The 23,502-nt window shown below is 72.8% G+C and carries 17 protein-coding genes; 8 read left to right on the forward strand and 9 right to left on the reverse strand.

What is annotated here, in order from left to right; translation table 11 throughout:
* Positions 1-162 precede the first annotated feature (162 nt).
* The 3 genes from CTZ28_RS08255 to CTZ28_RS08265 all read left to right on the forward strand — a co-directional run bounded on the left by CTZ28_RS08255 (position 163) and on the right by CTZ28_RS08265 (position 6,393).
* Complete coding sequence (locus tag CTZ28_RS08255; RefSeq protein WP_121888608.1) at positions 163-3,900, forward strand: ABC transporter ATP-binding protein; 3,738 nt, start codon at positions 163-165, stop codon at positions 3,898-3,900.
* Positions 3,901-4,456: 556 nt separating this feature from the next.
* Positions 4,457-4,849 (forward strand): hypothetical protein, encoded by a 393-nt coding sequence (locus CTZ28_RS08260; protein ID WP_121888609.1) that lies wholly within the window; start codon positions 4,457-4,459, stop codon positions 4,847-4,849.
* Positions 4,850-4,959: 110 nt separating this feature from the next.
* Positions 4,960-6,393, forward strand: a complete 1,434-nt coding sequence (locus CTZ28_RS08265; RefSeq protein WP_121888610.1) for a S28 family serine protease — start codon at positions 4,960-4,962, stop codon at positions 6,391-6,393.
* A 271-nt stretch (positions 6,394-6,664) separates the two neighbouring features.
* Here CTZ28_RS08265 and CTZ28_RS08270 read toward each other — a convergent pair whose 3' ends face one another.
* From CTZ28_RS08270 to CTZ28_RS08285, 4 genes are all read right to left on the reverse strand, one after another.
* A complete protein-coding gene (locus CTZ28_RS08270) occupies positions 6,665-8,491 on the reverse strand; it encodes a glycoside hydrolase family 3 protein (RefSeq protein ID WP_121888611.1) in 1,827 nt (608 codons plus the stop codon).
* Positions 8,492-8,628: 137 nt separating this feature from the next.
* Complete coding sequence (locus CTZ28_RS08275) at positions 8,629-9,426, reverse strand: sugar phosphate isomerase/epimerase family protein (protein WP_183154303.1); 798 nt, start codon at positions 9,424-9,426, stop codon at positions 8,629-8,631.
* Between the two features lie 18 nt (positions 9,427-9,444).
* A complete protein-coding gene (locus tag CTZ28_RS08280; RefSeq protein ID WP_121888613.1) occupies positions 9,445-10,371 on the reverse strand; it encodes a bifunctional helix-turn-helix transcriptional regulator/GNAT family N-acetyltransferase in 927 nt (308 codons plus the stop codon).
* A 697-nt stretch (positions 10,372-11,068) separates the two neighbouring features.
* The gene (locus CTZ28_RS08285; RefSeq protein ID WP_121888614.1) at positions 11,069-12,115 is read right to left on the reverse strand and encodes a LacI family DNA-binding transcriptional regulator; all 1,047 of its coding nucleotides are present in this window, start codon (positions 12,113-12,115) and stop codon (positions 11,069-11,071) included.
* A 242-nt stretch (positions 12,116-12,357) separates the two neighbouring features.
* On the opposite strand from CTZ28_RS08285, the gene CTZ28_RS08290 reads away from it, so the two are divergent.
* Genes CTZ28_RS08290 through CTZ28_RS08300 form a run of 3 tightly spaced genes read left to right on the forward strand, consistent with a single transcriptional unit; the run spans position 12,358 to position 15,502 of the window.
* On the forward strand, positions 12,358-13,509 hold the full coding sequence (locus CTZ28_RS08290) for a Gfo/Idh/MocA family protein (protein WP_121888615.1): 1,152 nt from the start codon (positions 12,358-12,360) through the stop codon (positions 13,507-13,509).
* Complete coding sequence (locus CTZ28_RS08295) at positions 13,506-14,657, forward strand: dihydrodipicolinate synthase family protein (protein WP_121888616.1); 1,152 nt, start codon at positions 13,506-13,508, stop codon at positions 14,655-14,657. The genes CTZ28_RS08290 and CTZ28_RS08295 overlap by 4 nt, the downstream gene beginning before the upstream one ends.
* Positions 14,654-15,502 (forward strand): sugar phosphate isomerase/epimerase family protein, encoded by an 849-nt coding sequence (locus CTZ28_RS08300; RefSeq protein ID WP_121888617.1) that lies wholly within the window; start codon positions 14,654-14,656, stop codon positions 15,500-15,502. The genes CTZ28_RS08295 and CTZ28_RS08300 overlap by 4 nt, the downstream gene beginning before the upstream one ends.
* Before the next feature lie 128 nt (positions 15,503-15,630).
* On the opposite strand, the gene rbsD is transcribed toward CTZ28_RS08300, so the two are convergent.
* From rbsD to CTZ28_RS08325, 5 genes are read right to left on the reverse strand one after another with little or no spacing between them, the layout of a single operon-like run.
* A complete protein-coding gene (gene rbsD / locus CTZ28_RS08305) occupies positions 15,631-16,020 on the reverse strand; it encodes a D-ribose pyranase (protein WP_121888618.1) in 390 nt (129 codons plus the stop codon).
* On the reverse strand, positions 16,017-16,919 hold the full coding sequence (locus CTZ28_RS08310) for a ribokinase (protein WP_121888619.1): 903 nt from the start codon (positions 16,917-16,919) through the stop codon (positions 16,017-16,019). The genes rbsD and CTZ28_RS08310 overlap by 4 nt, the downstream gene beginning before the upstream one ends.
* Positions 16,920-16,955: 36 nt before the next feature.
* Positions 16,956-18,908: an ABC transporter permease/substrate-binding protein gene (locus CTZ28_RS08315; protein WP_121888620.1), complete on the reverse strand. Its 1,953-nt coding sequence runs from the start codon at positions 18,906-18,908 to the stop codon at positions 16,956-16,958.
* Positions 18,898-20,427 (reverse strand): sugar ABC transporter ATP-binding protein, encoded by a 1,530-nt coding sequence (locus tag CTZ28_RS08320; protein WP_121888621.1) that lies wholly within the window; start codon positions 20,425-20,427, stop codon positions 18,898-18,900. The genes CTZ28_RS08315 and CTZ28_RS08320 overlap by 11 nt, the downstream gene beginning before the upstream one ends.
* A complete protein-coding gene (locus CTZ28_RS08325) occupies positions 20,424-21,458 on the reverse strand; it encodes a LacI family DNA-binding transcriptional regulator (RefSeq protein WP_121888622.1) in 1,035 nt (344 codons plus the stop codon). The genes CTZ28_RS08320 and CTZ28_RS08325 overlap by 4 nt, the downstream gene beginning before the upstream one ends.
* Before the next feature lie 334 nt (positions 21,459-21,792).
* Here CTZ28_RS08325 and CTZ28_RS08330 point away from each other — a divergent pair, with 334 nt between their 5' ends.
* Both CTZ28_RS08330 and CTZ28_RS08335 read left to right on the forward strand, forming a co-directional pair.
* On the forward strand, positions 21,793-22,434 hold the full coding sequence (locus tag CTZ28_RS08330; protein ID WP_121888623.1) for an RNA polymerase sigma factor: 642 nt from the start codon (positions 21,793-21,795) through the stop codon (positions 22,432-22,434).
* Positions 22,431-23,495 (forward strand): CU044_5270 family protein, encoded by a 1,065-nt coding sequence (locus CTZ28_RS08335; RefSeq protein ID WP_121888624.1) that lies wholly within the window; start codon positions 22,431-22,433, stop codon positions 23,493-23,495. Before CTZ28_RS08330 ends, CTZ28_RS08335 begins: the two co-directional genes overlap by 4 nt.
* The last annotated feature ends 7 nt before the right edge of the window (positions 23,496-23,502 follow it).

Raw genomic sequence — 23,502 nt, forward strand, 5'->3', positions numbered from 1 at the left:
AGCCCGGTCCCCGTGAACTGGGGCTCCCGCAAGCGGTCGGCGGACGAAGCGGTACCTCCGGATCGGGCCAACCCGGCGGAGTGGTTTGTTGCGGGGGGATGAAATTCGGGGGCTCGGGTGTTGGTGGGTTGCGGATGGTCGGGACGAGTGGGAGGCGGCTGCGTGACACCGCAACGGGGATGGGCAAGACGGCTGGCCGGATACGCCTGGCGCTATCCCAAGGACGTCGTCCTCGCGCTCGGCTCCTCCCTCGCGGGCATGGCCGTCATGGCGCTGGTCCCGCTGGTCACCAAGGTGATCATCGACGATGTGATCGGCGGCCACAGCCGCGCCATGGCCCCCTGGGCGGCCACCCTGATCGGCGCCGCCCTGCTGGTCTACGTCTTCACCTACATCCGCCGCTACTACGGCGGCCGGCTCGCCCTCGACGTCCAGCACGACCTGCGCACCGAGATGTACGAGACGATCACCCGTCTCGACGGCCGCCGTCAGGACGAGCTGTCCACCGGCCAGGTGGTCGGCCGCGCCACCAGCGACCTCCAGCTGATCCAGGGCCTGCTCTTCATGCTCCCGATGACCATCGGGAACGTCCTGCTGTTCCTGATCTCCCTGGCCGTCATGGCCTGGCTGTCGCTGCCGCTGACCCTGATCGCCCTCGCCGTCGCCCCCGCCCTCGGCTGGATCGCCAGGCGCAGCCGTTCCCGGCTGCACCCCGCCACCTGGTACGCGCAGGCCCAGGCCGCCGCCGTCGCGGGCGTGGTCGACGGCGCCGTCACCGGCGTACGCGTGGTGAAGGGCTTCGGGCAGGAGGAGCAGGAGACCGGCAAGCTGCGCGACGTCGGCCGCCGGCTGTTCGCAGGCCGGCTGCGCACCATCCGGTTGAACAGCAGGTTCACGCCCGCCCTCCAGGCCGTCCCGGCGCTCGGCCAGGTCGCCATGCTGGCCCTCGGCGGCTGGCTCGCGGTACGCGGCCACATCACCCTCGGCACCTTCGTCGCCTTCTCCACCTACCTCGCCCAGCTGGTCGGCCCGGTCCGCATGCTCGCCATGGTCCTCACCGTCGGCCAGCAGGCCCGCGCCGGCACCGAACGCGTCCTGGAGCTGATCGACACCGAGCCGAGCCTGCGCGAGGGCACCAAGACCCTGCCCGCCGACGCCCCCGCGACCGTCGAGTTCGACGACGTCTCCTTCGGGTACGAGCCGCGGCACCCGGTCCTGCGGGGGCTGAGCTTCGAGATCCGGCCGGGCGAGACCCTGGCCGTGGTCGGCTCCTCCGGCTCCGGCAAGTCGACGGTCTCCCTGCTGCTGCCGCGTTTCTACGACGTCACCCACGGCGCCGTCCTGATCGGCGGCCACGACGTGCGCGAGCTGACCTCCGACTCCCTGCGGGCCGCGATCGGCCTGGTCCCCGAGGACTCCTTCCTCTTCTCCGACAGCGTGCGCGCCAACATCGCCTACGGCCGCCCGGACGCGACCTTCGAGGAGATCGAGCAGGCCGCCCGTGCCGCCCAGGCGGACCGCTTCATCGCCGAGCTGCCCGAGGGCTACGACACCAAGGTCGGCGAGCACGGCCTCACCCTCTCCGGCGGCCAGCGCCAGCGCCTCGCCCTGGCCCGCGCCCTGCTCACCGACCCGCGGCTGCTGGTACTCGACGACGCCACCTCCGCCGTGGACGCCCGCGTCGAGCACGAGATCCACGAGGCGCTGAAGCAGGTCATGGCGGGCCGGACCACCCTGCTCATCGCCCACCGCCGCTCCACCCTCGGCCTCGCCGACCGGATCGCCGTCCTCGACGCCGGCCGGCTCGCCGACATCGGCACCCACGACGAGCTCCAGGAGCGGTCCGCCCTCTACCGCCGCCTCCTCACCGACCCCGACGAACTCGGCGGCGTCTCCCCGGGACACGCCCCGCCCGCCGCACCGCGCGAGGACACCTCGGTACGCGACGAGCTGGACGCCGAGTTCGACGCCGAGCGCGGTGTGACCCCGCGCCTGTGGAGCGGCGACCGCGAACCGAAGGACACCGCCCTCGCGGGCACCCCGGCCACCCCCGAACTGCTCGCCCAGGTCGAGGCGCTGCCCCCGGCGACCGACACCCCCGACATCGACGAGGCGCGGGCCGTCCGGCCGGAACAGTCGTACGGCCTGCGGCGCCTGCTGCGCGGCTTCGGCCGCCCGCTGCTCGTCAGCCTGCTGCTCGTCGCCGTCGACGCGGGCATGGGCCTGCTGCTGCCGGTCCTGATCCGGCACGGCATCGACCAGGGCGTCAGCCGGATGGCGCTGGGCGCCGTCTGGGCGGCCTCGCTGCTCGCCCTGGCCGCCGTCTTCGTGCAGTGGGCGGCGCAGATAGGTGAGACCCGGATGACCGGGCGCACCGGCGAACGCGTCCTGTACTCCCTGCGTCTGAAGATCTTCGCCCAGCTCCAGCGGCTCGGACTCGACTACTACGAGCGGGAGCTGACCGGCCGGATCATGACCCGGATGACCACGGACGTGGACGCGCTGTCCACGTTCCTGCAGACCGGCCTGGTCACCGCGTTCGTCTCGGTCGTCACCTTCTTCGGCATCATGGTCGTCCTGCTGGTGATCGACCTACAGCTCGCGCTGGTCGTGTTCGCCACCCTGCCGCCGCTGATCGTCGCCACCGTCTTCTTCCGCCGGGCCAGCGTGAAGGCGTACGAACTGGCCCGCGAGCGGGTGTCGGTGGTCAACGCCGACCTCCAGGAGTCAGTGTCCGGGCTGCGTATCGTGCAGGCCTTCCGGCGGGAGCGGGACGGCGCGCGCCGGTTCGCCGAGCGCAGCGACAGCTACCGCGGTGCCCGCATCCGCGGCCAGTGGCTGATCTCCGTCTACTTCCCCTTCGTCCAGCTGCTGGCCTCGGCCGCCGCCGCGGCCGTACTGGTCGCGGGCGCGAGCCGGATCGAGGCGGCCACCCTGACCACCGGCGCCCTGGTCGCCTACCTGCTCTACATCGACCTGTTCTTCGCCCCCGTGCAGCAGCTCTCCCAGGTCTTCGACGGCTACCAGCAGGCCTCCGTCTCCCTCGGCCGCATCCAGGAGCTGCTGCGCGAGCCGACGTCCACCGAGTCCGCCGCGGCGCCGCTCGACGTGCTCTCCCTGCGCGGCGACATCGCCTTCGAGGACGTGCACTTCGCGTACCGCGGCGACGGGTCGGACGCGCCGGGCGAGGCGGCCCTCACCGGGATAGAGCTGCGGATACCGGCCGGGCAGACCGTGGCCTTCGTCGGTGAGACCGGGGCCGGCAAGTCCACCCTGGTCAAGCTGGTGGCCCGGTTCTACGACCCCACCGCGGGCCGGGTCACGGTCGACGGCACCGACCTGCGCGACCTCGACCTCACCTCGTACCGCCACCGCCTGGGCGTCGTCCCGCAGGAGGCGTACCTCTTCCAGGGGACCGTCCGCGACGCCATCGCCTACGGCCGCCCCGACGCCACCGACGCCGAGGTGGAGGCCGCGGCCCGGGCGGTCGGCGCGCACGAGATGATCGCCCGGCTCGGCGGCGGCTATCTGCACGAGGTCGCCGAGCGCGGCCGTAACCTCTCGGCGGGCCAGCGGCAGCTGATCGCGCTCGCCCGCGCGGAGCTGGTCGACCCCGATGTGCTGCTGCTCGACGAGGCGACGGCGTCCCTCGACCTGGCCACCGAGGCCCAGGTCAACCAGGCCACCGACCGGCTCGCGGGCCGCCGCACCACGCTTGTCGTCGCCCACCGGCTGACCACCGCCGCGCGCGCCGACCGGGTCGTCGTGATGGACCACGGGCGGGTCGCCGAGGACGGCACCCACGAGGAGCTGCTGGCGCGCGGCGGACGGTACGCCGGGCTGTGGCGGACCTTCGTCGGCCGGTCCGAGCCGGAGGAACCGGTCGGCGTCTCCGGCTGACGGCGCATCGGCCGGAGCGCCGTTGCCCCACGGACGGGTTGTCGTCGGCCGGCGTGCCGTTGTCGTCCGGACTGCCGTCGGTGTCGGGTGGGTGATCGCCGCTCGACGGGCGCTGCCGGCCGACGCGTCGTTGCCCGGTGGGTGGGTTGTCGCTGGCCGGCGTGTCGTTGTCGTCGGGTGGGTGATCGTCGTCTGACGGGTGCTGCTGGCCGGAGTGCTGTTGCCCCGCGGACGGGTTGTCGCTGGCCGGCGTGCCGTTGTCGTCCGGTCTGCCGTCGGTGTCGGGTGGGTGATCGCCGTCTGACGGGCGCGTCGGCCGACGCGTCGTTGCCCGGTGGGTGGGTTGTCGCTGGCCGGCGTGTCGTTGTCGGCCGGTCCGCCGTCGGCGCCCGGCGGACCACCGGCGGCCGACGCCCCGTCAGCCGGACGGCCCCCGTCGCCCACGGCCGCGCAACCATCCGACGCATGTCGTGCGTCCGTACATCAGTACGTTCACCGCCGCCCGGCCGTCGTACCGCCGACGGTCGTGCGGCGTCCGCGACACGGGAGGACGACAGTGGGCAGTGGTGCGATGCGCAGGCGGCTGGCGCTCGGCGTGGCCGTGCTGGCCGCCTCCGGGGCGCTCGTCCTGGTGGCGCCCGGCGGCGCGCTGGCGGCGTCGGACGGTCTCTGCGCCGGGCGCAAGGTGAAGACCCTGCCCTTCGCCACCGGCGCCGTGCATGTCTACAAGCGCAACGGCTACGTCTGCGCGGTCACCCTCCCCACGCAGCCCGGCACCAAGCGCACCATGTCGGTCAGTGTGCAGGCGCGCGGCAACCGCCCGGTCGTGGACGAGGGCCGCTTCGCGTACCGGGCGGGCCCGGTGACCGTGCACGCCGGGCACCGGTGCGTGTGGGTCAAGGGGGCGGTGGCCCGCGGCTCGGTGAGTTCCGGCTGGATCCTGTGCTGACCCCGCCGGGCCCGCCCGCCCCGCCGACCGGGCGCTGAGTCAATCCCCTCTGGTGTGAAGCGAGTTGCTCCGATAGCTTCCGGCGCACATCTGTTTCACAGGGAGGGTGCATGCGCAAGGCGCTCAGATGGCTGCTCGCGCTCACGGTGCTCATAGGCACGCTGAGCACGGCGGGGACGGCCACCGCTGCCCAGCCGGCCACCACCGGCGGCACGGACATCGAGGAACGGCTCCTCGCGATACCGGGCATGAGCCTGGTCGAGGAGAAGCCCTACACCGGCTACCGCTTCTTCGTCCTCACCTACACCCAGCCGGTCGACCACCGGCACCCGTCCAAGGGCACGTTCCAGCAGCGGATCACCGTGCTGCACAAGGACGTCTCCCGCCCGACGGTCTTCTACACCGGCGGCTACAACGTCTCCACCACCCCCAGCCGCCGCGAGCCGACCCAGATCGTGGACGGCAACCAGGTCTCCATGGAGTACCGGTTCTTCACCCCGTCCCGCCCGGCCCCGGCCGACTGGTCCAAGCTCGACATCTGGCAGGCGGCCAGTGACCAGCACCGCATCTTCACGGCCCTGAAGAAGATCTACCCCGCCAACTGGCTTGCGACGGGCGGCTCCAAGGGCGGCATGACCGCCACCTACTACGAGCGCTTCTACCCGCGCGACATGGACGGCGTCGTGGCGTACGTGGCCCCCAACGACGTGGTCAACAAGGAGGACTCGGCCTACGACCGGTTCTTCGCGACCGTCGGCACCAAGGAGTGCCGGGACCGGCTGAACGCGGTCCAGCGGGAGGCGCTGGTGCGCCGTCAGGCGCTGGAGGAGACGTACGCGGCGTACGCCGCGGACAACGACTTCACCTTCGGCACCATCGGCAGCCTGGACCGCGCCTACGAGGCCGTCGTCCTCGACTATGTCTGGGGCTTCTGGCAGTACAGCGGCCTGGCCGCCTGCGACACCGTACCGGCGGACGCCGAGCACGCCACCGACCGGGAGATCTGGGACTCCGTCGACGCCATCTCCGGCTTCTCCGCCTACACCGACCAGGGCCTGGAGCCGTACACGCCGTACTACTACCAGGCGGGCACGCAGCTGGGCGCGCCGACGATCCACTTCCCGTACATCGAGAAGAAGTACATCAAGTACGGCTACCAGCCGCCCCGGAACTTCGTGCCCCGGTCCATCCCGATGAAGTTCCAGCCGCACGCGATGCGCGACGTGGACACCTGGGTCCGCCACCACGCCACGCGCATGCTCTTCGTCTACGGCCAGAACGACCCCTGGGGCGCCGAGCGGTTCCGCCTCGGCCACGGCGCCCGGGACTCGTACGTGCTCACCGCGCCCGGCATGAACCACGGCGCGAACGTGGCCGGTCTGGTGGCCGACGAGAAGGCGCTGGCCACCGCCCGCGTCCTGGAGTGGGCCGGTGTCGCCTCCCCGGCGGTCGCCGCGGACCCGTCGGCGGCCCGGCCACTGGCCCGTTTCGACGCCAGGCTGGACGTCCGCGACGTGGAGCGCGAACAGGCGCTGCGCCCATGACACAAGGGGCTGCGCCCACCGTCCGTACGGCGGACGCAGCCCCCTCCACCCGCGCCCCAAAGGGGCGCGGGGAACTGCGCGCCCAGCCACGACGGCGCCGCACATGGCCGACGGCATGACCCCAAGGGGGCGCGGGGAACTGCGCGCCCAGCCACGACGGCGCCGCACATGGCCGACGGCATGACCCCAAGGGGGCGCGGGGAACTGCGCGCCCAGCCACGACGGCGCCGCACATGGTCGACGACATATCGCGCCAGATCCAGCGAAGCGCTCAGTACGACAGCCCGTGTCCGATCGGGTACAGCACCCGGCCCGGATCGTCCGCCCGCGGCACCGGCACCGGCAGCCTGCCCCGCGGTGCGACCCGCCCGGCGATCACCCGGGCGGCGGCGCGCAGCTCCACGTCGGTCCACGAGTACGTCGCCAGGCAGCCCGGTACGGACGGCAGCTGCGCGACGTCGTACGGGTTGCGGACGGCGACGGCCACGACCGGCTTCCCGGTGGCGAGGAGCTGTTCGACGAGAGACTTCTGGGAGCCGGCCGCCGAGACGTTGTACGTCCCCACGACCACCGCGTCCGCGTCCCGCGCGGCGGCCACCGCCCGCGCGACGGTGGCGGCGGAGGGTGCCGTGCCGGTGGAGAGCGCGGTGGCCGTGAAGCCCAGCTCGGTCAGGGCGGCGGCCAGGACACCGGTGGGCGGGCCGGTCGTACCGGACGGGGAGGCCGGATCGGCGCCCACCACCAGGAGCTTGCGGTGCGTCCGGCGGGACAGCGGGAGGATGCCGCCCTCGTTGACCAGCAGGGTCGTCGTGCGCTCGGCGATCCGGTCGGCGGCGGCCAGGTGCGCGGGCGTGCCGACGGTGCGGCCGACCCGCGCGGGGTCGGCGTACGGGTGGTCGAACAGGCCGAGCCGGGCCTTGAGGCGCAGGATGCGCAGGATCGATTCGTCGAGCCGGGCCTCCGTCAGTTCGCCGCCGCGCACGGCCGCCAGCACGGCGTTCCAGGCCACATCGAGCGTCGGCGGGTTGAGAAGCTGGTCGACGCCCGCCTGCAGCGCGAGCACCGGCACCCGGTCGTCGCCGTACTTGGTCCGCACGCCCTCCATGCCGAGGGAGTCGGTCACCACGACCCCGTCGTAACCCAGCTCCTCGCGCAGGATGCCGGTGACGACGGTACGGGACAGGGTGGCCGGGTCGCCCGAGTCGTCCAGGGCCGGGAACTGGATGTGCGCGGTCATGATCGAGTCGACGCCGGCCCTGATCGCGGCGCGGAAGGGGGCCGCGTCGAGCCCTTCCCACCGGTCCCGGCTGTGGGTGATCACGGGGAAGCCGTAGTGACTGTCGACGGCGGTGTCCCCGTGCCCGGGGAAGTGCTTGGCGGTCGCCGCGACCCCGGACGACTGATATCCCGTCACCTCGGCCGCCACCAGCCCGGCCACGGCGTCCGGGTCGGCCCCGAAGGACCGTACGCCGATCACCGGGTTGGCCGGGTCGACGTTCACGTCGGCGTCGGGGGAGTAGTCCTGGTTGATGCCCATCGCGCGCAGCTCGGCGCCCGAGATGCGGCCCAGGGTGCGGGCGTCGGCGCGGGAGCCGCCCGCGCCGACGGCCATCGCGCCCGGGAAGAGGGTGGCGGGCCTGCCGACCCGGCAGACGATGCCGTGCTCCTGGTCGGTCGCGATGAGCACGGGCAACCCGCGGGGCCGGCCGAGGGAGGCCCGCTGGATGCCGTTGGACAGCTCGGCGATCTGGCGGGGGTCCCTGGTGTTGTGTGCCCAGGCGAAGTAGATGATGCCGCCGACGCGGTACCTGGCGATCAGCTCGGCGGCGGTCCGTACGCCGATCTCGTCCAGGTTGGCGTCGATGTCGCTCTGGTCGGGGGCGGTGGCCGAGTGGCCGTACACCCGCATGACGAAGAGCTGGCCGACCTTCTCCTCCAGGGTCATACGGGAGATGAGGGCGCGGAGCCGTTTGTCGCCGGGGGCGGCGTCGGCGTGCGCGGTCCCGCCGGCGGCGAGGGCGGCGGTGAGGCCCGCGGTCGCGGCGAGGACGGTGCGTCTGGCGGGCCGGGCGGTGTTTCCCGTGCTCGTGTCGGGCACGTGCGCTCCTTCCGGAGGGGGATCCGTGGAGGTGCAGGGTGAACCACTGAAGGAAACTTCCGAGGAGTCACCAATATCCGGGAAGTTTCTGCCAGTCAAGGGAGCGCACAGGTCCACGGCGGTCCGTGACCGGCCCGCTACGCCGCCTCGCTCAGCAGCCGCGTCAGATGTGCGCGGCCCGCGCCCAGCAGGCCCGGCAGCGGCGCGGCCGACTCGTACCACCGCTTCTCGTACTCCCAGCACAGCCAGCCGTCCCAGCCGTGCCGGCACAGCACGTCCACGCACTCGGTCAGCGGCAGCACCCCGGCGCCGAGCGGCAGCGGGGTGGTGTCGTCGGCCGAGGCGATGTCCTTGACCTGGACGTAGCCGAGGTACGGGGCGAGCGCCCGGTAGGTCTCCGAGGGCTGCTCGCCGCCCAGCCAGGTGTACATCACGTCCCACAGCGCACCGACCTGGGGGTGCCCCACCGCACCGAGCACGCGGCTCGCGGCGGCACCGGTGCGGTGCGAGTCATGGGTCTCCAGCAGGATGCGCACGCCGCGGGCGGCGGCCTGCTCGGCGACATCGGTGAGCCGCCGTACGGCGGTCGCGTCGGCGTCCGCCGCGGGCTGGTCGCCGCCGCCGGGGAAGACCCGGACGAAGGGCGCGTCCAGGTCGTGGGCGAGGTCGAGGAGGTGCCGGATCTCGGTGAGCACGGGTTCGTCGGCACCGGGCGCGGCGACCCGCGCGTACCCGGCGAGGCCCAGCACCTCGACCCCGGCCGCCGTGAACGCGGCGGCTGCGGCGGCCCGTTCGGCGGGGCCGAGGCCCGGATGCACCGGTTCCTCCGGATGGGCGCGCAACTCGACACCGTGGTAGCCGTGCGCGGTCGCGAGGGCCAGCACCTCGGACAGGGGCAGGCCGGGGACGCCGAGGGTGGAGAAGGCGAGCTTCATGACCACGGACCTTAACCGTCACTCACCGGTTCCGCGGAGATCCAACCGCCAGTCCTGCCCGTTCAGGTCGCGGCCGAAGGAGCGGTGCGGTTTCTCGGCGACGAGCACGAAGCCGTGGCGCTGGTAGACGCGCCGCGCGGCGGTGAGCACGTCGTTGGTCCACAGCACCAGGTCCCGGTAGCCGACCCCGCGCGCGAAGTCGACGACGGCCTGCACCAGCCGGTCCCCGACGCCGAGCCCGCGTGCCTCGGGCTCGACGAGGAGCAGCCGCAGCCGGGCGGTCGCGGGTGCCTCGTCCCGTACGCACATCACACAGCCCACCGGCCGGCCGCTCCCGTCCTCGGCGATCCACACCCGCTCCAGATGCGGGTCGTGGTCCTCGGCGAAGTCGGCGACGATGCGGGCGACCAGCCCCTCGTAGTCGGAGTTCCAGCCGTACTCGGCGGCGTACAGCGCGGCGTTGCGCTGCACGATCCAGCCGAGGTCGCCGGGGCGGGGTGCGCGCAGCGTGATGCCCTCGCGGCCGTCCGGGCCGAGGATGACCTGGATGGTCCGCATCGCCTCCGTGAGCCGCGGCCGGTCGCCGGGGGCGACGGAGCCGAGCAGCGAGCCGACGCTCTCCCGTGCCCGCTCGTCCAGCAGGTCGGCGGCCTCCCGGCCCCGCGGGGTGAGGCTGACGCGCCGGCGCCGGGGGTCCTTCTCGGAGGGGGCCCGCTCGATCAGCCCGTCCTGCTCGAACTTGTTCAGGATGCGGCTCAGGTACCCCGCGTCCAGGGAGAGTTCGGTACGCAGATCGGCGGCGTCCGTACGGGAGGAGTGCGCGAGCTCGTACAGCACGCGGGACTCGGTGAGGGTGTAGGGGGCGTACAGATGGCGGCCGTAGTCGAGGGCGCCGATGAGGTTCGTGTAGAAGCGGTTGAAGGCACGGATGTCCTGAACGGTCATGATGCGACCCCGATGGCCCGATCCCCGGCAACACCAAGGGACCCGATGATTGACTCAGTCAGAAATAAGCTTCCCCAAATCCGAGCCGCCACACCACTCCCCACCGAGCCATACGGCTTGCCGGGCATGGGTCCGCCACTCGCCGGGCCTGCCGCCGGCTGGGTGTGCGCCCCGGCTCGCCGTGCCTGCCGCCCACGGCGTTTGCCATGCCCGCCAGGTGAGGACCAACCCGGCGTCCGCCTTCCGGCGCCGTCACGCCGGCCGGCCCTGTTGGGGCAACGGTTTGCCGATCGCCGCGCCTGCTGATCGCGGGTCCGTAATCCACCGCGCCTGCGGCCCGCCGGGCATGGGCTCACCGCTTGCCGCGTCCCCGGGGCGCGCGTCCGTTGCCTACCTCGCCTGCCACCCGCGGTGCTTGCCGTGCCCGCAGGGCATGGGCCCCAGCCCCCCCGCCCGTCGCCCACAGTGCTAGCCGTGCCCGCCGGACATGGGCTCACCGCTCGCCGTATCCCCAGGGCGTGGGCCCGGCCTACCTCGCCCGCCACCCACGGCGCTTGCCGAGCCCGCGGGACGTGGGCTCACCGCTTGCCGCGTCCCCGGGGCGCGCGTCCGTTGCCTACCTCGCCTGCCACCCGCGGTGCTTGCCGCGTCCGCTGGGCATGGGCCCCGGCCCAGCGCGCCCGCAGGGGTTCGTGGGTCAGTGGCCGGGTGGGCCCGAGGAGCCGCGGATTGTTAGTTCGCCGGTGATCGTTGCGATTCCGTCGGGGGGTGCTTCCTCGCGGCCCATCGCGATGCGGCCCGCGCGGGCGCCCGCCTCGGCGAGGGGCAGTCGGACCGTCGTCAGCGCCGGTACCGCGTCGATGCTGAACGGCAGGTCGTCGAAGCCGGCCACCGAGACGTCCTCGGGGATGCGCAGGCCGGACTCGCGCAGCGCGGCACACGCGCCGAGCGCGACGGAGTCGTTCGCGGCGACCACCGCCGTCAGCGAGGGATCCCGGCGCAGCAGCTCCAGCGTCGCCTCGTGACCGGCACCCCGGTCGTAGCCGCCGTGCACCGTCCAGCGCGGATCCTCCTCGATGCCGGCCGCGGCCAGCGCCGCGCGGTGGCCCTCCAGCCGGTGCCGGGTGGTCGTACGCTCCTTCGGGCCCGTGATGTAGCCGAGGCGGCGATGGCCCAGGCCGATCAGGTGCTCGGTCAGTTCCCGGCCGCCGCCGCGGTTGTCGAACGTCAGGGCGACGGCCTCGGTGTCCGGCGCCGGCGGCCGCCCGCACAGCACCACCCGCGTACCCGCCGCGGCGAGCTTGCGCAGCTTCGCCGCCACCGCCGCCACATGCGGGGCGTCCTCCACGGCCCCGCCGGTGAGCACCACCGCCGCCGCCCGCTGCCGCTGCAACAGCGTCAGATACGTCAGTTCGCGCTCCGGCGAGCCTCCGGTGTTGCAGACGACGGCCAGCCGTTCGCCGCCCGCGCGCCCGCCCGGCCCGCCGATCTCGTTCTGGATCGCGCTCGCCATGATGCCGAAGAAGGGGTCGGCGATGTCGTTGACGAGGATGCCGACCAGGTCGGAGGTGGCCGCGGCCAGCGCGCTCGCCGGCCCGTTCAGGACGTAGTCCAGCTCGTCCACGGCCCGCAGCACCCGCTCCCGCGTGGCGGCGGCCACCGGGTAGTTGCCGTTCAGCACGCGCGACACCGTCGCGGGCGAGACCTGGGCGCGGGCCGCCACGTCCGCCAGGGTCACCGTCATCTCGTCGTCCTCCGGTCGCGCATGTCGTCGTCAGCGGGTGCGGTGAGCCCGTGTGCCGACGCCCCCGTGCGGGCGGCCGTCCGTCCCCGTCCTGCGCGTCGGCCCCCGAGCAGACCCTACGGCCAGAAGGCCCGCTCGTTCGCCTCCTCGAACAACTCGACGTGGACACACCCTTGTATGGACCACTGGTCAGAGGTTAGCTTCTCCTCGGATAGAAAGCGCTTGCTAGAGAAGGGAACGACGTGACACGCAAGACGGTGCGTATCGCCATGAACGGCGTGACCGGGCGCATGGGCTACCGCCAGCACCTCGTCCGGTCGATCCTCGCCCTGCGCGAGCAGGGCGGACTCGACCTCGGCGACGGCACCGTGCTGTGGCCCGAGCCGATCCTGGTCGGCCGCCGCGAGCACGCGCTCAGGACGATCGCCGAGCGGCACGGCCTCGACGGCGTCGCCACCGACCTGGACGCCGTCCTCGCCGACCCGAGCGTCGACATCTACTTCGACGCCCAGGTGACCTCGGCCCGCGAGGAGGCGATCAAGAAGGCGGTCGCGGCCGGCAAGCACATCTACACCGAGAAGCCCACCGCCACCGGCCTCGACGGCGCCCTGGAACTCGCCCGCCTCGCCCAGCAGAAGGGCATCAAGCACGGCGTCGTCCAGGACAAGATCTTCCTGCCCGGCCTGCGCAAGCTGAAGCGGCTGATCGACGGCGGCTTCTTCGGCCGCATCCTGTCCGTGCGCGGCGAGTTCGGCTACTGGGTCTTCGAGGGCGACTGGCAGTCCGCCCAGCGCCCCTCCTGGAACTACCGCGCCGAGGACGGCGGCGGCATCGTCGTCGACATGTTCCCGCACTGGGAGTACGTCCTGCACGAGCTGTTCGGCCGGGTCACCTCCGTCCAGGCCCTCGCCGCCACCCACATCCCGCAGCGCTGGGACGAGAGCGGCAAGCCCTACGACGCCACGGCGGACGACGCCGCGTACGGCATCTTCGAACTGGACGGCGGTGCCGTCGCCCAGATCAACTCCTCCTGGGCCGTGCGGGTCCACCGCGACGAACTCGTCGAGTTCCAGGTCGACGGCACCGGGGGCTCGGCCGTCGCCGGCCTGCGCGGGTGCCGCGCCCAGCACCGCTCCGTCACCCCCAAGCCGGTCTGGAACCCGGACATCCCCGCCACCGAGGCCTTCCGCGACCAGTGGCAGGAGGTCCCCGACAACGGGGAGTTCGACAACGGCTTCAAGGCCCAGTGGGAGCTGTTCCTCAAGCACGTCTACGCCGACGCCCCCTACCACTGGGACCTGCTCGCCGGCGCCCGCGGCGTCCAACTCGCGGAGCTGGGCCTGAAGTCCTCGGCGGAAGGCCGCCGCATCGACGTACCGGAGATCTCGCTGTGACCATCCGACTCCCGGACGCGCACGGCGCGTTGCGGACCTACGAGCCGCGCACCGAGCCGTTCCCGCTCACCCCCGGTACCCCCGTCACCTCCCGTACGGTCTTCTCGGCGGCGCACGTCGTCGCCGACCCGTACGCCGACGTCTCCCCGGACTCGCCCGCCGCCGTCGACTGGGACGCCACCCTCGCCTTCCGCCGCCACCTGTGGTCCCACGGTCTTGGCGTCGCCGAGGCGATGGACACCGCCCAGCGCGGCATGGGCCTGGACTGGGCGGGCGCCGCCGAGCTGATCCGGCGGTCCGCGGCCGAGGCGAGGGCCGTCGGCGGCCGGATCGCCTGCGGCGTCGGCACCGACCAGATCAGCGGCGGCTCGCTCGCCGAGATCCGCGCCGCCTACGAGGAACAGCTCGCCGTCGTCGAGGAGTCGGGGGCGCAGGCCATCCTGATGGCCTCGCGGGCGCTGGCCCGGGCCGCCGCCGGACCCGAGGACTACCTGGACGTCTACGGCCAACTGCTGCGCCAGGCCGCCGAACCGGTGATCCTGCACTGGCTCGGCCCCATGTTCGACCCGGCCCTCGAGGGCTACTGGGGCTCGGCAGAGCTGGACGCGGCCACCGACACCTTCCTGGAGATCATCGCCGCCCACCCCGACAAGGTCGACGGCGTCAAGGTCTCCCTGCTGGACGCGCGCCGTGAGGTCGCCCTGCGCCGCAGGCTCCCGCAGGGCGTGCGCTGTTACACCGGCGACGACTTCAACTACCCCGAGCTGATCGCGGGCGACGAACGGGGCTTCAGCCACGCCCTGCTCGGCATCTTCGACCCGCTGGGCCCGCTCGCGGCCCAGGCGGTCAGGGTCCTCGACACCGGGGACACGGCGGGCTTCCGGGCGCTCCTCGACCCGACCGTGGAGCTGTCCCGCCACCTCTTCCAGGCGCCGACCCGCTTCTACAAGACCGGTGTGGTCCTGCTGGCCTGGCTGGCCGGCCACCAGAGTCACTTCACCATGGTCGGCGGCCTGCAGTCGGCCCGCTCCCTGCCGCATCTGGCCCGCGCCTACGAACTCGCCGACGGGCTCGGCCTGTTCCCGGACCCGAAGCTGGCCGAGGAGCGGATGAAGGACCTGCTGGCGCTGTACGGGGTGCACCGATGAGCGGCACGGACGGCGCGGACCTCGCGCGTTTCTCCATCAACCAGATGACCGTCAAGCAGCTGTCGCTGCCCGAACTCGCCGACGCCTGCGGTGCGTCGGGCGTCACCCACGTCGGCCTGTGGCGCGAGCCCGTCCAGGCGTACGGCGTCGAGGCCACCGCCCGGCTGATGCGCGACGCGGGGCTGACCGTGACCACGCTGTGCCGGGGCGGCTTCCTCACCGCGATCGACGCGGACGCGCGGGCGGCGGCCCTGGCCGACAACCGACGGGCCGTCGACGAGGCAGCCGCCCTGGGCACGGACACGGTCGTGATGGTCTCCGGCGGACTCCCGGCCGGCTCCCGGGACCTGCGCGGCGCCCGCGAGCGGATCGCCGACGCGCTCGCCGCACTCGGCCCGTACGCCGAGGCGCACGGCGTACGGCTGGCCATCGAGGCGCTGCACCCGATGTACGCCTCCGACCGCTGTGTGGTCTCCACCCTCGCCCAGGCCCTGGACCTCGCCGAACGCTTCCCGGCCTGCCAGGTCGGCGTCACCGTGGACGCGTACCACATCTGGTGGGACGACACGGCGCCCGAGCAGATCGCCCGGGCCGGCGCGGGCGGCCGCATCCACAGCTTCCAACTCGGCGACTGGACCACCCCGTTGCCCGAGGGCGTGCTCAACGGCCGCGGACAGATCGGGGACGGCGCGATCGACATGCGGGAGTGGCTGGGCCATGTGACGGCGGCCGGCTACACCGGCCCCATCGAGGTCGAACTCTTCAACGAGCGGCTGTGGGCCCGCGACGGCCGCGAGGTGCTCGCCGAGACGGCCGCCCGGTTCCTGGACCACGTGCTGCGCTGACGGCGAAGACGGGGGAAGAGGGCGAAGACGGCGAAGAGGAGGGGGGCGGAGCCGCCGGGGCCCGGTCCGAGGGACCGGGCCCCCTCGGTGCACGTCGTACCACCGCACGGCGCCCTGAAGGGGCGCGCTCAGAAGAACACTCCGCAGCGCAGCAGCACGTTCGCGTACGGGCGGGCCTCGCCGGTGCGGACGATCAGGCGGGCGTCGGCGGAGAGCTGCTTGAGCCGCTCGTGGGGGACCAGGGTCAGCTCGGGGAAGTGCCCGTGGAGCAGGGCGGAGGCGGCCGGGTTGGCCGCGCGTATCTCGCCGGCCGCCGTCGCGCCCTCCACCACCAGCTCGGCGAGCAGCCCGTCCAGCACCTCGGCGAACGAGGGCACGCCGGCCCGGAAGGCCAGGTCGACGACGCGCGGACCGCGGGGCGTCGGCAGGCCGGCGTCGCACACCAGCACCCCGTCGCCGTGGCCCAACTCGGCGATAGCGCCGGAGAGTTCCCGGTTGAGGATGCCCGCCTTCTTCACAGCGCGTCGACCTCCTCGGCGGTCGGGAACGACTCCTGGGCGCCCCGCCGGGTGACGGCAGCCGCCCCGACCCGGGCCGCGTACCCGGCGGCCTCGGCCAGACCGGAGCCCGCCCCGAGCCGCCAGGCAAGCGCCGCCGTGAACGCGTCCCCGGCGCCCGTGGTGTCCACGGCGGCCACCTTCACGGACGGCACCCGGACGACCCCGTCGGGGTCGGCGACCAGCGCGCCCTCCGCGCCCAGGGTCACCACCACCGACCGCGGGCCCTTCGCGAGCAGGATCCGCGCCCAGTCCTCGGGCCGGTCGCCCACCCGGCTCTCGCCCAGGATCACCCGCGCCTCGTGCTCGTTGACGATCAGCGGGTCGCAGGCGGCCAGCACCTCCGGGGGCAGCGGCCGCGGCGGCGACGGGTTGAGCACGAAACGGCTGTCAGGGGCCAGGTTCCGTACCACCTCCACGACCGTCTCCAGCGGGATCTCCAGCTGCGCTGAGACCACCCGGGAGGCATGGAAGAGGCTGCCCGCGGCCCGTACGTCGGCCGGGGTCAGCCGGCCGTTGGCGCCCGGTGACACCACGATGCTGTTGTCGCCGGACGGGTCCACGGTGATCAGCGCGACCCCGGTGGGCGCGCCGCCCACCAGCACACCGACCGTGTCCACGCCGGCCGCCTGCTGCGAGTCGAGCAGCAGCCGCCCGTGCGCGTCGTCGCCGACCCGGGCCAGCAGCGCCGTGCGGGCCCCGAGCCGGGCGGCGGCGACCGCCTGGTTGGCGCCCTTGCCGCCGGGGTGCACGGCCAGGTCGGAGCCGAGCACGGTCTCTCCTGCGCCCGGCCGGCGCTCGACGGAGATCACCAGGTCGGCGTTGGCCGATCCCACGACCAGGAGGTCGTAGTCGTACATCAGATTGGCTCCCTGTGGGTGGGGTGGGGCGCGGTGTCAGCCGGTGAACCCGTTCACGTTCTCCTTGGTGACGACCTTCACCGGTACCTTCACCGTCTCGTCGATCTTCTTGCCCTGGAGCGCCTTGAGCGCGTTGTCCACCGCGATCTTCCCCAACTGGGTGGGCTGTTGGGCCACGGACGCGTACAGCGTGCCGTTCTTCACGGCCGTCAGCCCGTCCGGGGTGCCGTCGAAGCCGACGACCGGGACGGACCGGCCGGCCTTGGCGCCGAGGGCCTTGATCGCGCCGAGGGCCATCTCGTCGTTGGCGGCGATGACGCCCTGCACATCGGGGTGGGCCTGGAGCAGGTTCGACATCACGTCGAGGCCCTTGGTGCGGTCGAAGTCGGCGGGCTGCTGGGCCACGACCTGGATGCCCGGGTAGGCCTTGAGGCCCGTGGCGAAGCCGGCGGCGCGCTCGCGGGCGGCGGAGGTGCCGGCCTGGCCCTGGAGGATCACGATCTTTCCGTTGCCGCCGAGCCGCTCGGCGATCGTCCTGGCGGCGAGTTCACCGCCGGCGACGTTGTCGGAGGCGACGAGGGCGTCGGTGCGGGCGTTGTTGACGCCGCGGTCGACGGCGATCACGGGGATCTCCGCCCGGTCGGCGGCCTTCACGGAGTTGCTCGCCGCGTCCGAGTCCACCGGGTTGACGATGATCGCGCCGAGCCGCGAACTGGTGAAGTTCTGCAACTGGTTGGCCTGCTGCGAGGCGTCGTTCTGGGCGTCCGTGACCGTCAGGTCCACCCCCTGCCGCTGCGCCTCGGCCTGGGCGCCCGCCCGGATCTGCACGAAGAAGGGGTTGTTGAGGGTGGACAGCGACAGGCCCACCTTCGGGTTGCCGCTGCCGGCGGACCCGTTGTGCAGGAAGGACGTCGCGCCGACGATCGCGACGGTGGCCACCGCCGCGAGCCCGTACGTCGCCGCCTGCCGGCCCCTGTTGCCGCCGCCGCTGCCCGCGGCCTGCGAGCCGGCCCCCGCCTTGCGGCGCACGGTGTCGAGCAGCACGGCCAGCGCGATGACCACGCCGATCACGACCTGCTGCCAGAACGCGGACACGGACAGCAGGTTGAGGCCGTTGCGCAGCACCGCGAGGATCAGCGCGCCGATCAGCGTGCCGGACGCCTTGCCGGTGCCGCCCGCGAGCGAGGCGCCGCCGATGACGACCGCGGCGATCGCGTCCAGTTCGTAGCCGTCGGCGGCCTGCGGCTGCGCGGAGGACAGCCGGGCGGCGAGCACGACACCCGCGGCGGCGGCGAAGACACCCGAGAGGGCGTAGATCGCGAGCTTCTGCTTCGGCACGCGCAGCCCCGACAGGCGCGCGGCCTCCTCGTTGCCGCCGATCGCGTACATGGAACGGCCGATGTACGTCCGGCCGAGCACGAAGGCCGCTGCCAGCCCCATGACGACCATGACCAGCACCGGCACGGGCAGCCAGCCGCCCAGCGTGTCGCCGAGGTGCGAGACGGAGTCGGGGAAGGGGATGGGGGAGCCCTGCGAGATGACCAGGGACAGGCCCCGGCCCACCGACAGCATGGCGAGCGTCGCGATGAACGGCGGCAGTTTCCCGTAGGCGATCAGAAAGCCGTTGACCAGGCCGCACGCGATACCGGTGGCGATCGCCAGGAGCACGGCGAGGACGACCGGTACCCCGTGCTGGGTGGCGCTCCAGGCGAGGACCGTCGCCGACAGCGCGGCGACCGAGCCGACCGACAGGTCGATGCCCGCCGAGACGATCACGAAGGTGACGCCGAAGGCGAGGATCGCGGTCACGGCCGCCTGGACGCCGATGTTCAGCAGGTTGTCGGTCGTCAGGAAGTCGCCGGACAGCGCGGACAGCGCGATGACGAGGACGATCAGCGCGGTGAGCGCGCCGTTGTCGAGCAGGAGGCGGCGCAGGCCGCCGGGGGCACTGCTCGCGCCCGTCCGGCTCTTGAGCGTGTCAGTGGCCACGAGCGGCCTCCGTTTCGGTGGTGGGAGCGGTGGGGGTGCTGACGGCGAGCGCCATCACGGCGTCCTGGGTGGCCTCGTCGGCCGCGAGTTCTCCCGCGATCCGGCCCTGGGCCATCACCAGCACCCGGTCGCTCATGCCGAGCACCTCCGGCAGATCGCTGGAGATCATCAGGACGGCGGCGCCCTGCGCGGTCAGTTCGTTGATGAGCTGGTAGATCTCGACCTTGGCGCCGACGTCGATGCCGCGCGTCGGCTCGTCGAGGATGAGCACCTTGGTGTCGGCGAGCAGCCATTTGCCGATGACGACCTTCTGCTGGTTGCCGCCGGAGAGCGTGCGCACGTGCTGCCCGAGGCCCGCCATCCGCACGCCCAGCTGCCCGGCGATCCGCTCGGCCGCCCGGTGCTGTGCCTTCCGGTCGACGAGCCCGGCACGGGTCGCGGAGCGCAGGGTCACCAGGCCGAGGTTCTCCTCGACGGACGCGTCGAGCACCAGGCCCTGGCCCTTGCGGTCCTCGGGGACGAGCCCGATCCCTGCCGTCAGCGCCGCGTTGACGTCGTGCCGCCGCAGCGGCGCGCCGGCGACCCGCACGTCCCCCTTGTCGTAGGGGTCGGCGCCGAACACCGCCCGGACGACCTCGGTGCGGCCGGCCCCGACGAGCCCCGCGATGCCCACGACCTCGCCGGCGTGCACCCGGAAGCTCACGTCGTGGAAGACGCCGTCCCGGGTGAGCCCGTCGACGGTGAGCAACGCGGCGCCGGTGTCCGCGCGTTCGCGCGGGTACTGCTGCTCGATGGAGCGGCCCACCATGAGCCGCACCAGGTCGTCCTCGGGCGTGGCGGCCGGGACCTGGCCGACGCTCCTGCCGTCCCGGATGACGGTGACCCGGTCGCCGAGGGCGGCGATCTCCTCCAGATGGTGGGTGATGAAGACGACGCCCACGCCGTCCTCGCGCAGTGCGCGCACGATGGCGAAGAGCTTGTCGACCTCCTCCGAGGTGAGCACCGCGGTCGGCTCGTCCATGATCAGCACACGCGCGTCCAGGCTGAGCGCCTTGGCGATCTCGACCATCTGCAGCCGCGCGATGCCGAGTTCGCGCACCCGCGCGCGTGGCGACACGTTCACGCCCACGCGCGCGAGGAGGGCTTCGGCGTCCGCCTCCATCGTCCTGCGGTCGATCATCCCGAAGCGGCGCGGCTGGCGGCCCAGGAAGATGTTCTCGGCGACCGTCAGCTCGGGTACGAGGTTGAACTCCTGGTAGATGGTGGCGATGCCGAGGCGTTCGGAGTCCTGCGCACTGTGGATGCGCACCTCCTCGCCGCCGACCAGGATCCGCCCGGCGTCGGGGCGGTAGGCGCCGGAGAGCATCTTGATCAGGGTGCTCTTGCCCGCGCCGTTCTCGCCGAGCAGTACATGCACCTCGCCGCGCCGCAGGTCGAAGTCGACGCCGTCGAGCGCGATCACGCCCGGGAAGGTCTTGCGAATGCCCTCGATGCGCAGCAACTCGTCCGGGTCGCTCACGGCTGGCTCCTGTTCGTTGCGGGGGACGGCTCGTGGAGAGCGGGCTCGCCGCACGAGCGGCGCACGACGAGCCGGGCGGCGAGGGTGACGGACTCGGGGGGCCGGCCCTCGATGCGGTCGACCAGGGCCCGTACGGCGGCCCGGCCGAGTTCGCCCGTGGGCTGGGCGAGCACGGTGACCGGCGGATCGGTGTGCACGAACCAGGGGATGTCGTCGAACGCGGCCAGCGCGAGGTCGTCCGGTACGCGCAGCCCGCGCGCGCGGACGGCGTCCAGCGCCCCCAGCGCCATCAGGTTGTCGGCGGCGAAGACGACCTCGGGCGGCTCGGGCAGATCGAGGAAGCCCTCGGTGACCCGCCGGCCGCTCTCGGCCTGGAAGTCGCCCTGGCCCGTGTAGGCGTCCGGGAGGGGGAGCCCGTACTCGGCCATGGCGGCCCGGAAGGCCTCGACGCGCTCGCTGCCGGTCGTGGTGGCCGCGGGGCCCGCGATGATCGCGAGCCGGCGGTGCCCGAGCCCGTACAGATGGGCGACCAGGTCCCGGATCGCCGCCCGCCCGTCCGCCCGGACCACGGGCACGTCCACGCCCGGGATCCACCGGTCGACGAAGACCATCGGCGTGCCCGCGCGGGCGGCGTCCAGCATCAGCGGCGAGCCGCCGTCGGTCGGGGAGACGAGGAGGCCGTCGATCCGGCGGTCCAGCAGGGTCCGTACGTGGTGGTCCTGGAGGTCGGGGCGCTCGTCGGCGTTGCCGATGATGACGCTGTAGCCGAGCGCGCGGGCCTCCTCCTCGACGGAGCGGGCCAGTTCGGCGAAGTACGGGTTCAGTACGTCGCTGATGACCAGGCCGAGGGTGTGGGTCTGGTCGGTGCGCAGGGAGCGGGCGACGGCGTTGGGGCGGTACCCGAGGACGTCGACGGCGGCCAGCACGCGGGTGCGTGCGTCCGCGCTGACCGACGGGTGATCGTTCAGGACGCGCGAGACCGTGGCGACGGAGACCCCCGCCGCGGCGGCGACGTCCTTGATGCTCGCCATCCCCGTGCCACCTCCTTGTGGACATGCATGGAATCGATTACATCGACGTGCATGGAGGATTGGAATCGATTACACGGGGCGGGTGCAAGGGGTGAAACCAGGCCGAAACCCAATCGTGACCAGCTGCGGAACCGTCAGGCCCGGCGGCCGCACCCTGCGGAGGCACCCTGCGGAGGCACCCGAACCACCGCTCGGCGCCGCGGGGGTGGGGTGTGAGACCGGTGAGCGCCGAACTCCCCTGGCCTGGATCGACAACCGGAACCTGGAGCCACTGTGACAGCTTTGTGGTGTACGCCACTGGAACTCGCTGTGAGGTGCTGGACAGCCGACAGGAGTGACCACAGATTTGCGAACTCGGATAAGGGCCGGGGACCCCGACGCCTTCGCGGCGCTCTTCGACGCCTACGCGCGCACGGTGTACAACCACGCCTTCCGGTTGACCGCCGACTGGTCCGTCGCGGAGGACGTCATGTCGGCGACCTTCCTGGAGGCATGGCGGCTGCGCGAGAAGGTCGACGCGGAAGGGGGTTCGCTGCGGCCGTGGTTGCTGGGCGTCACCACCAACGTCGCCCGCAACCACTGCCGCAGCAACCGGCGTTACCGGGCCGCGGCCGCCGCGTCGGCCGCCGCGGGCGCGGCGGCCGAAATCCCCGACCACGCCGAGGAGGTGGCCGGCCAGGTGGACGACCGGCGTCGTATCAACGCCACGCTGACCGCCCTCGGCTCGCTGAAACGCCCCGAACGCGAGGTCCTCGTCCTGTGCCTGTGGGAGGGCATGGAGTACGCCGACGCCGCGCGCACCCTCGGCATCCCCGTCGGCACCGTCCGCTCCCGGCTGTCCCGGGCGCGCAGGAGACTGCGCAGACTCGCCGACGCGGAACTGGCAGGAGACGAACGGGAACTCGCCGCACCACCTCGACAGGTAAGAGGCGATCGCGCAAACGCGGTCCGGTCCGCACGGAAAGGAATCCGATGAACGCCAGCCCCTTGCCGCACCCGGCCGAGTGGCAGGAGACCGAAGGCCTCCTGCCGCCGACAGAGCGGGATCTGCCGGCGGGCCGCCACCAGTTCCACAAGGAGCGCCTGATGGCCCAGATCCACGACGAACACCGCACCACCGCCCCCACCGGCCCGCACAAGCCGCGCAACCGGTTCCTGCGCCCGGCGATCGTCTGGCCCGTGGCGGCGTGTGCCCTGGCCGGCGCGATCGTCGCCGGTGGCGTGCTCACCGGACGGGGCGCCGATACCGGTCACGGCGTCGCCACCGGCCCCGTGTTGACCACCGACATCGGCACCGCGAGCGCGAGCGGTACCACCAGGCTGCTCGACCGGATCTCCCTGGCCGCCGGGCAGGCCCCCACCCCGCAGGTACGCGATGACCAGTACATCTACATCGAGTCGACGACGGCCGACACCTACGTGAAGACGGTCGACGACAAGCACAGCGTGGTCAGCGAGAAGCCGCACCGGCGGCAGGTCTGGGAGTCGCCCGACGGAAAGCAGGGCTGGCTGATCGAACCGGGCAACACCCCTGACGGAGGCGAGACCCTGAACTCGCCGTACGCCGCCGCGGGAGCGTACAACGACCTCGTCACGCTGCCCACCGACCCCGACGCGCTGCTCAAGAGGTTCTACGAGGAGAGCAAGGGCCAGGGCAACAGCCCCGATCAAGCGGCCTTCGAGATGATCGGGGATCTGATCGGGGAGTCCTACCCGCCCGCCGGGCTGGAGGCCGCGCTCTACAAGGCCGCGGCCAAGATCCCCGGCGTGGTCACGGTGAACGACGCGGTCGACGCGGTCGGGCGCCATGGGGTGGCGGTGGCCAGGCTGGACGAGGTCAGCGGCGAGCGCACCGAATGGATCTTCGACAAGAAGACCTACACCTTCCTCGGCGAGCGCAGGGTCCAGGTGCAGAGGGGCGAGAACAGCAACCCCGAGGACCTTCTGATCAAGCCGGGCACCATCACCTTCACCAGCGCCATCACCACCCGCGCGGTCGTCGACAACGCCAAGGAGACGCCCTCCCGGACAAGCTGACCACCAG

The sequence above is a fragment of the Streptomyces shenzhenensis genome (assembly GCF_003688995.1).
Taxonomy (GTDB): domain Bacteria; phylum Actinomycetota; class Actinomycetes; order Streptomycetales; family Streptomycetaceae; genus Streptomyces; species Streptomyces shenzhenensis_A.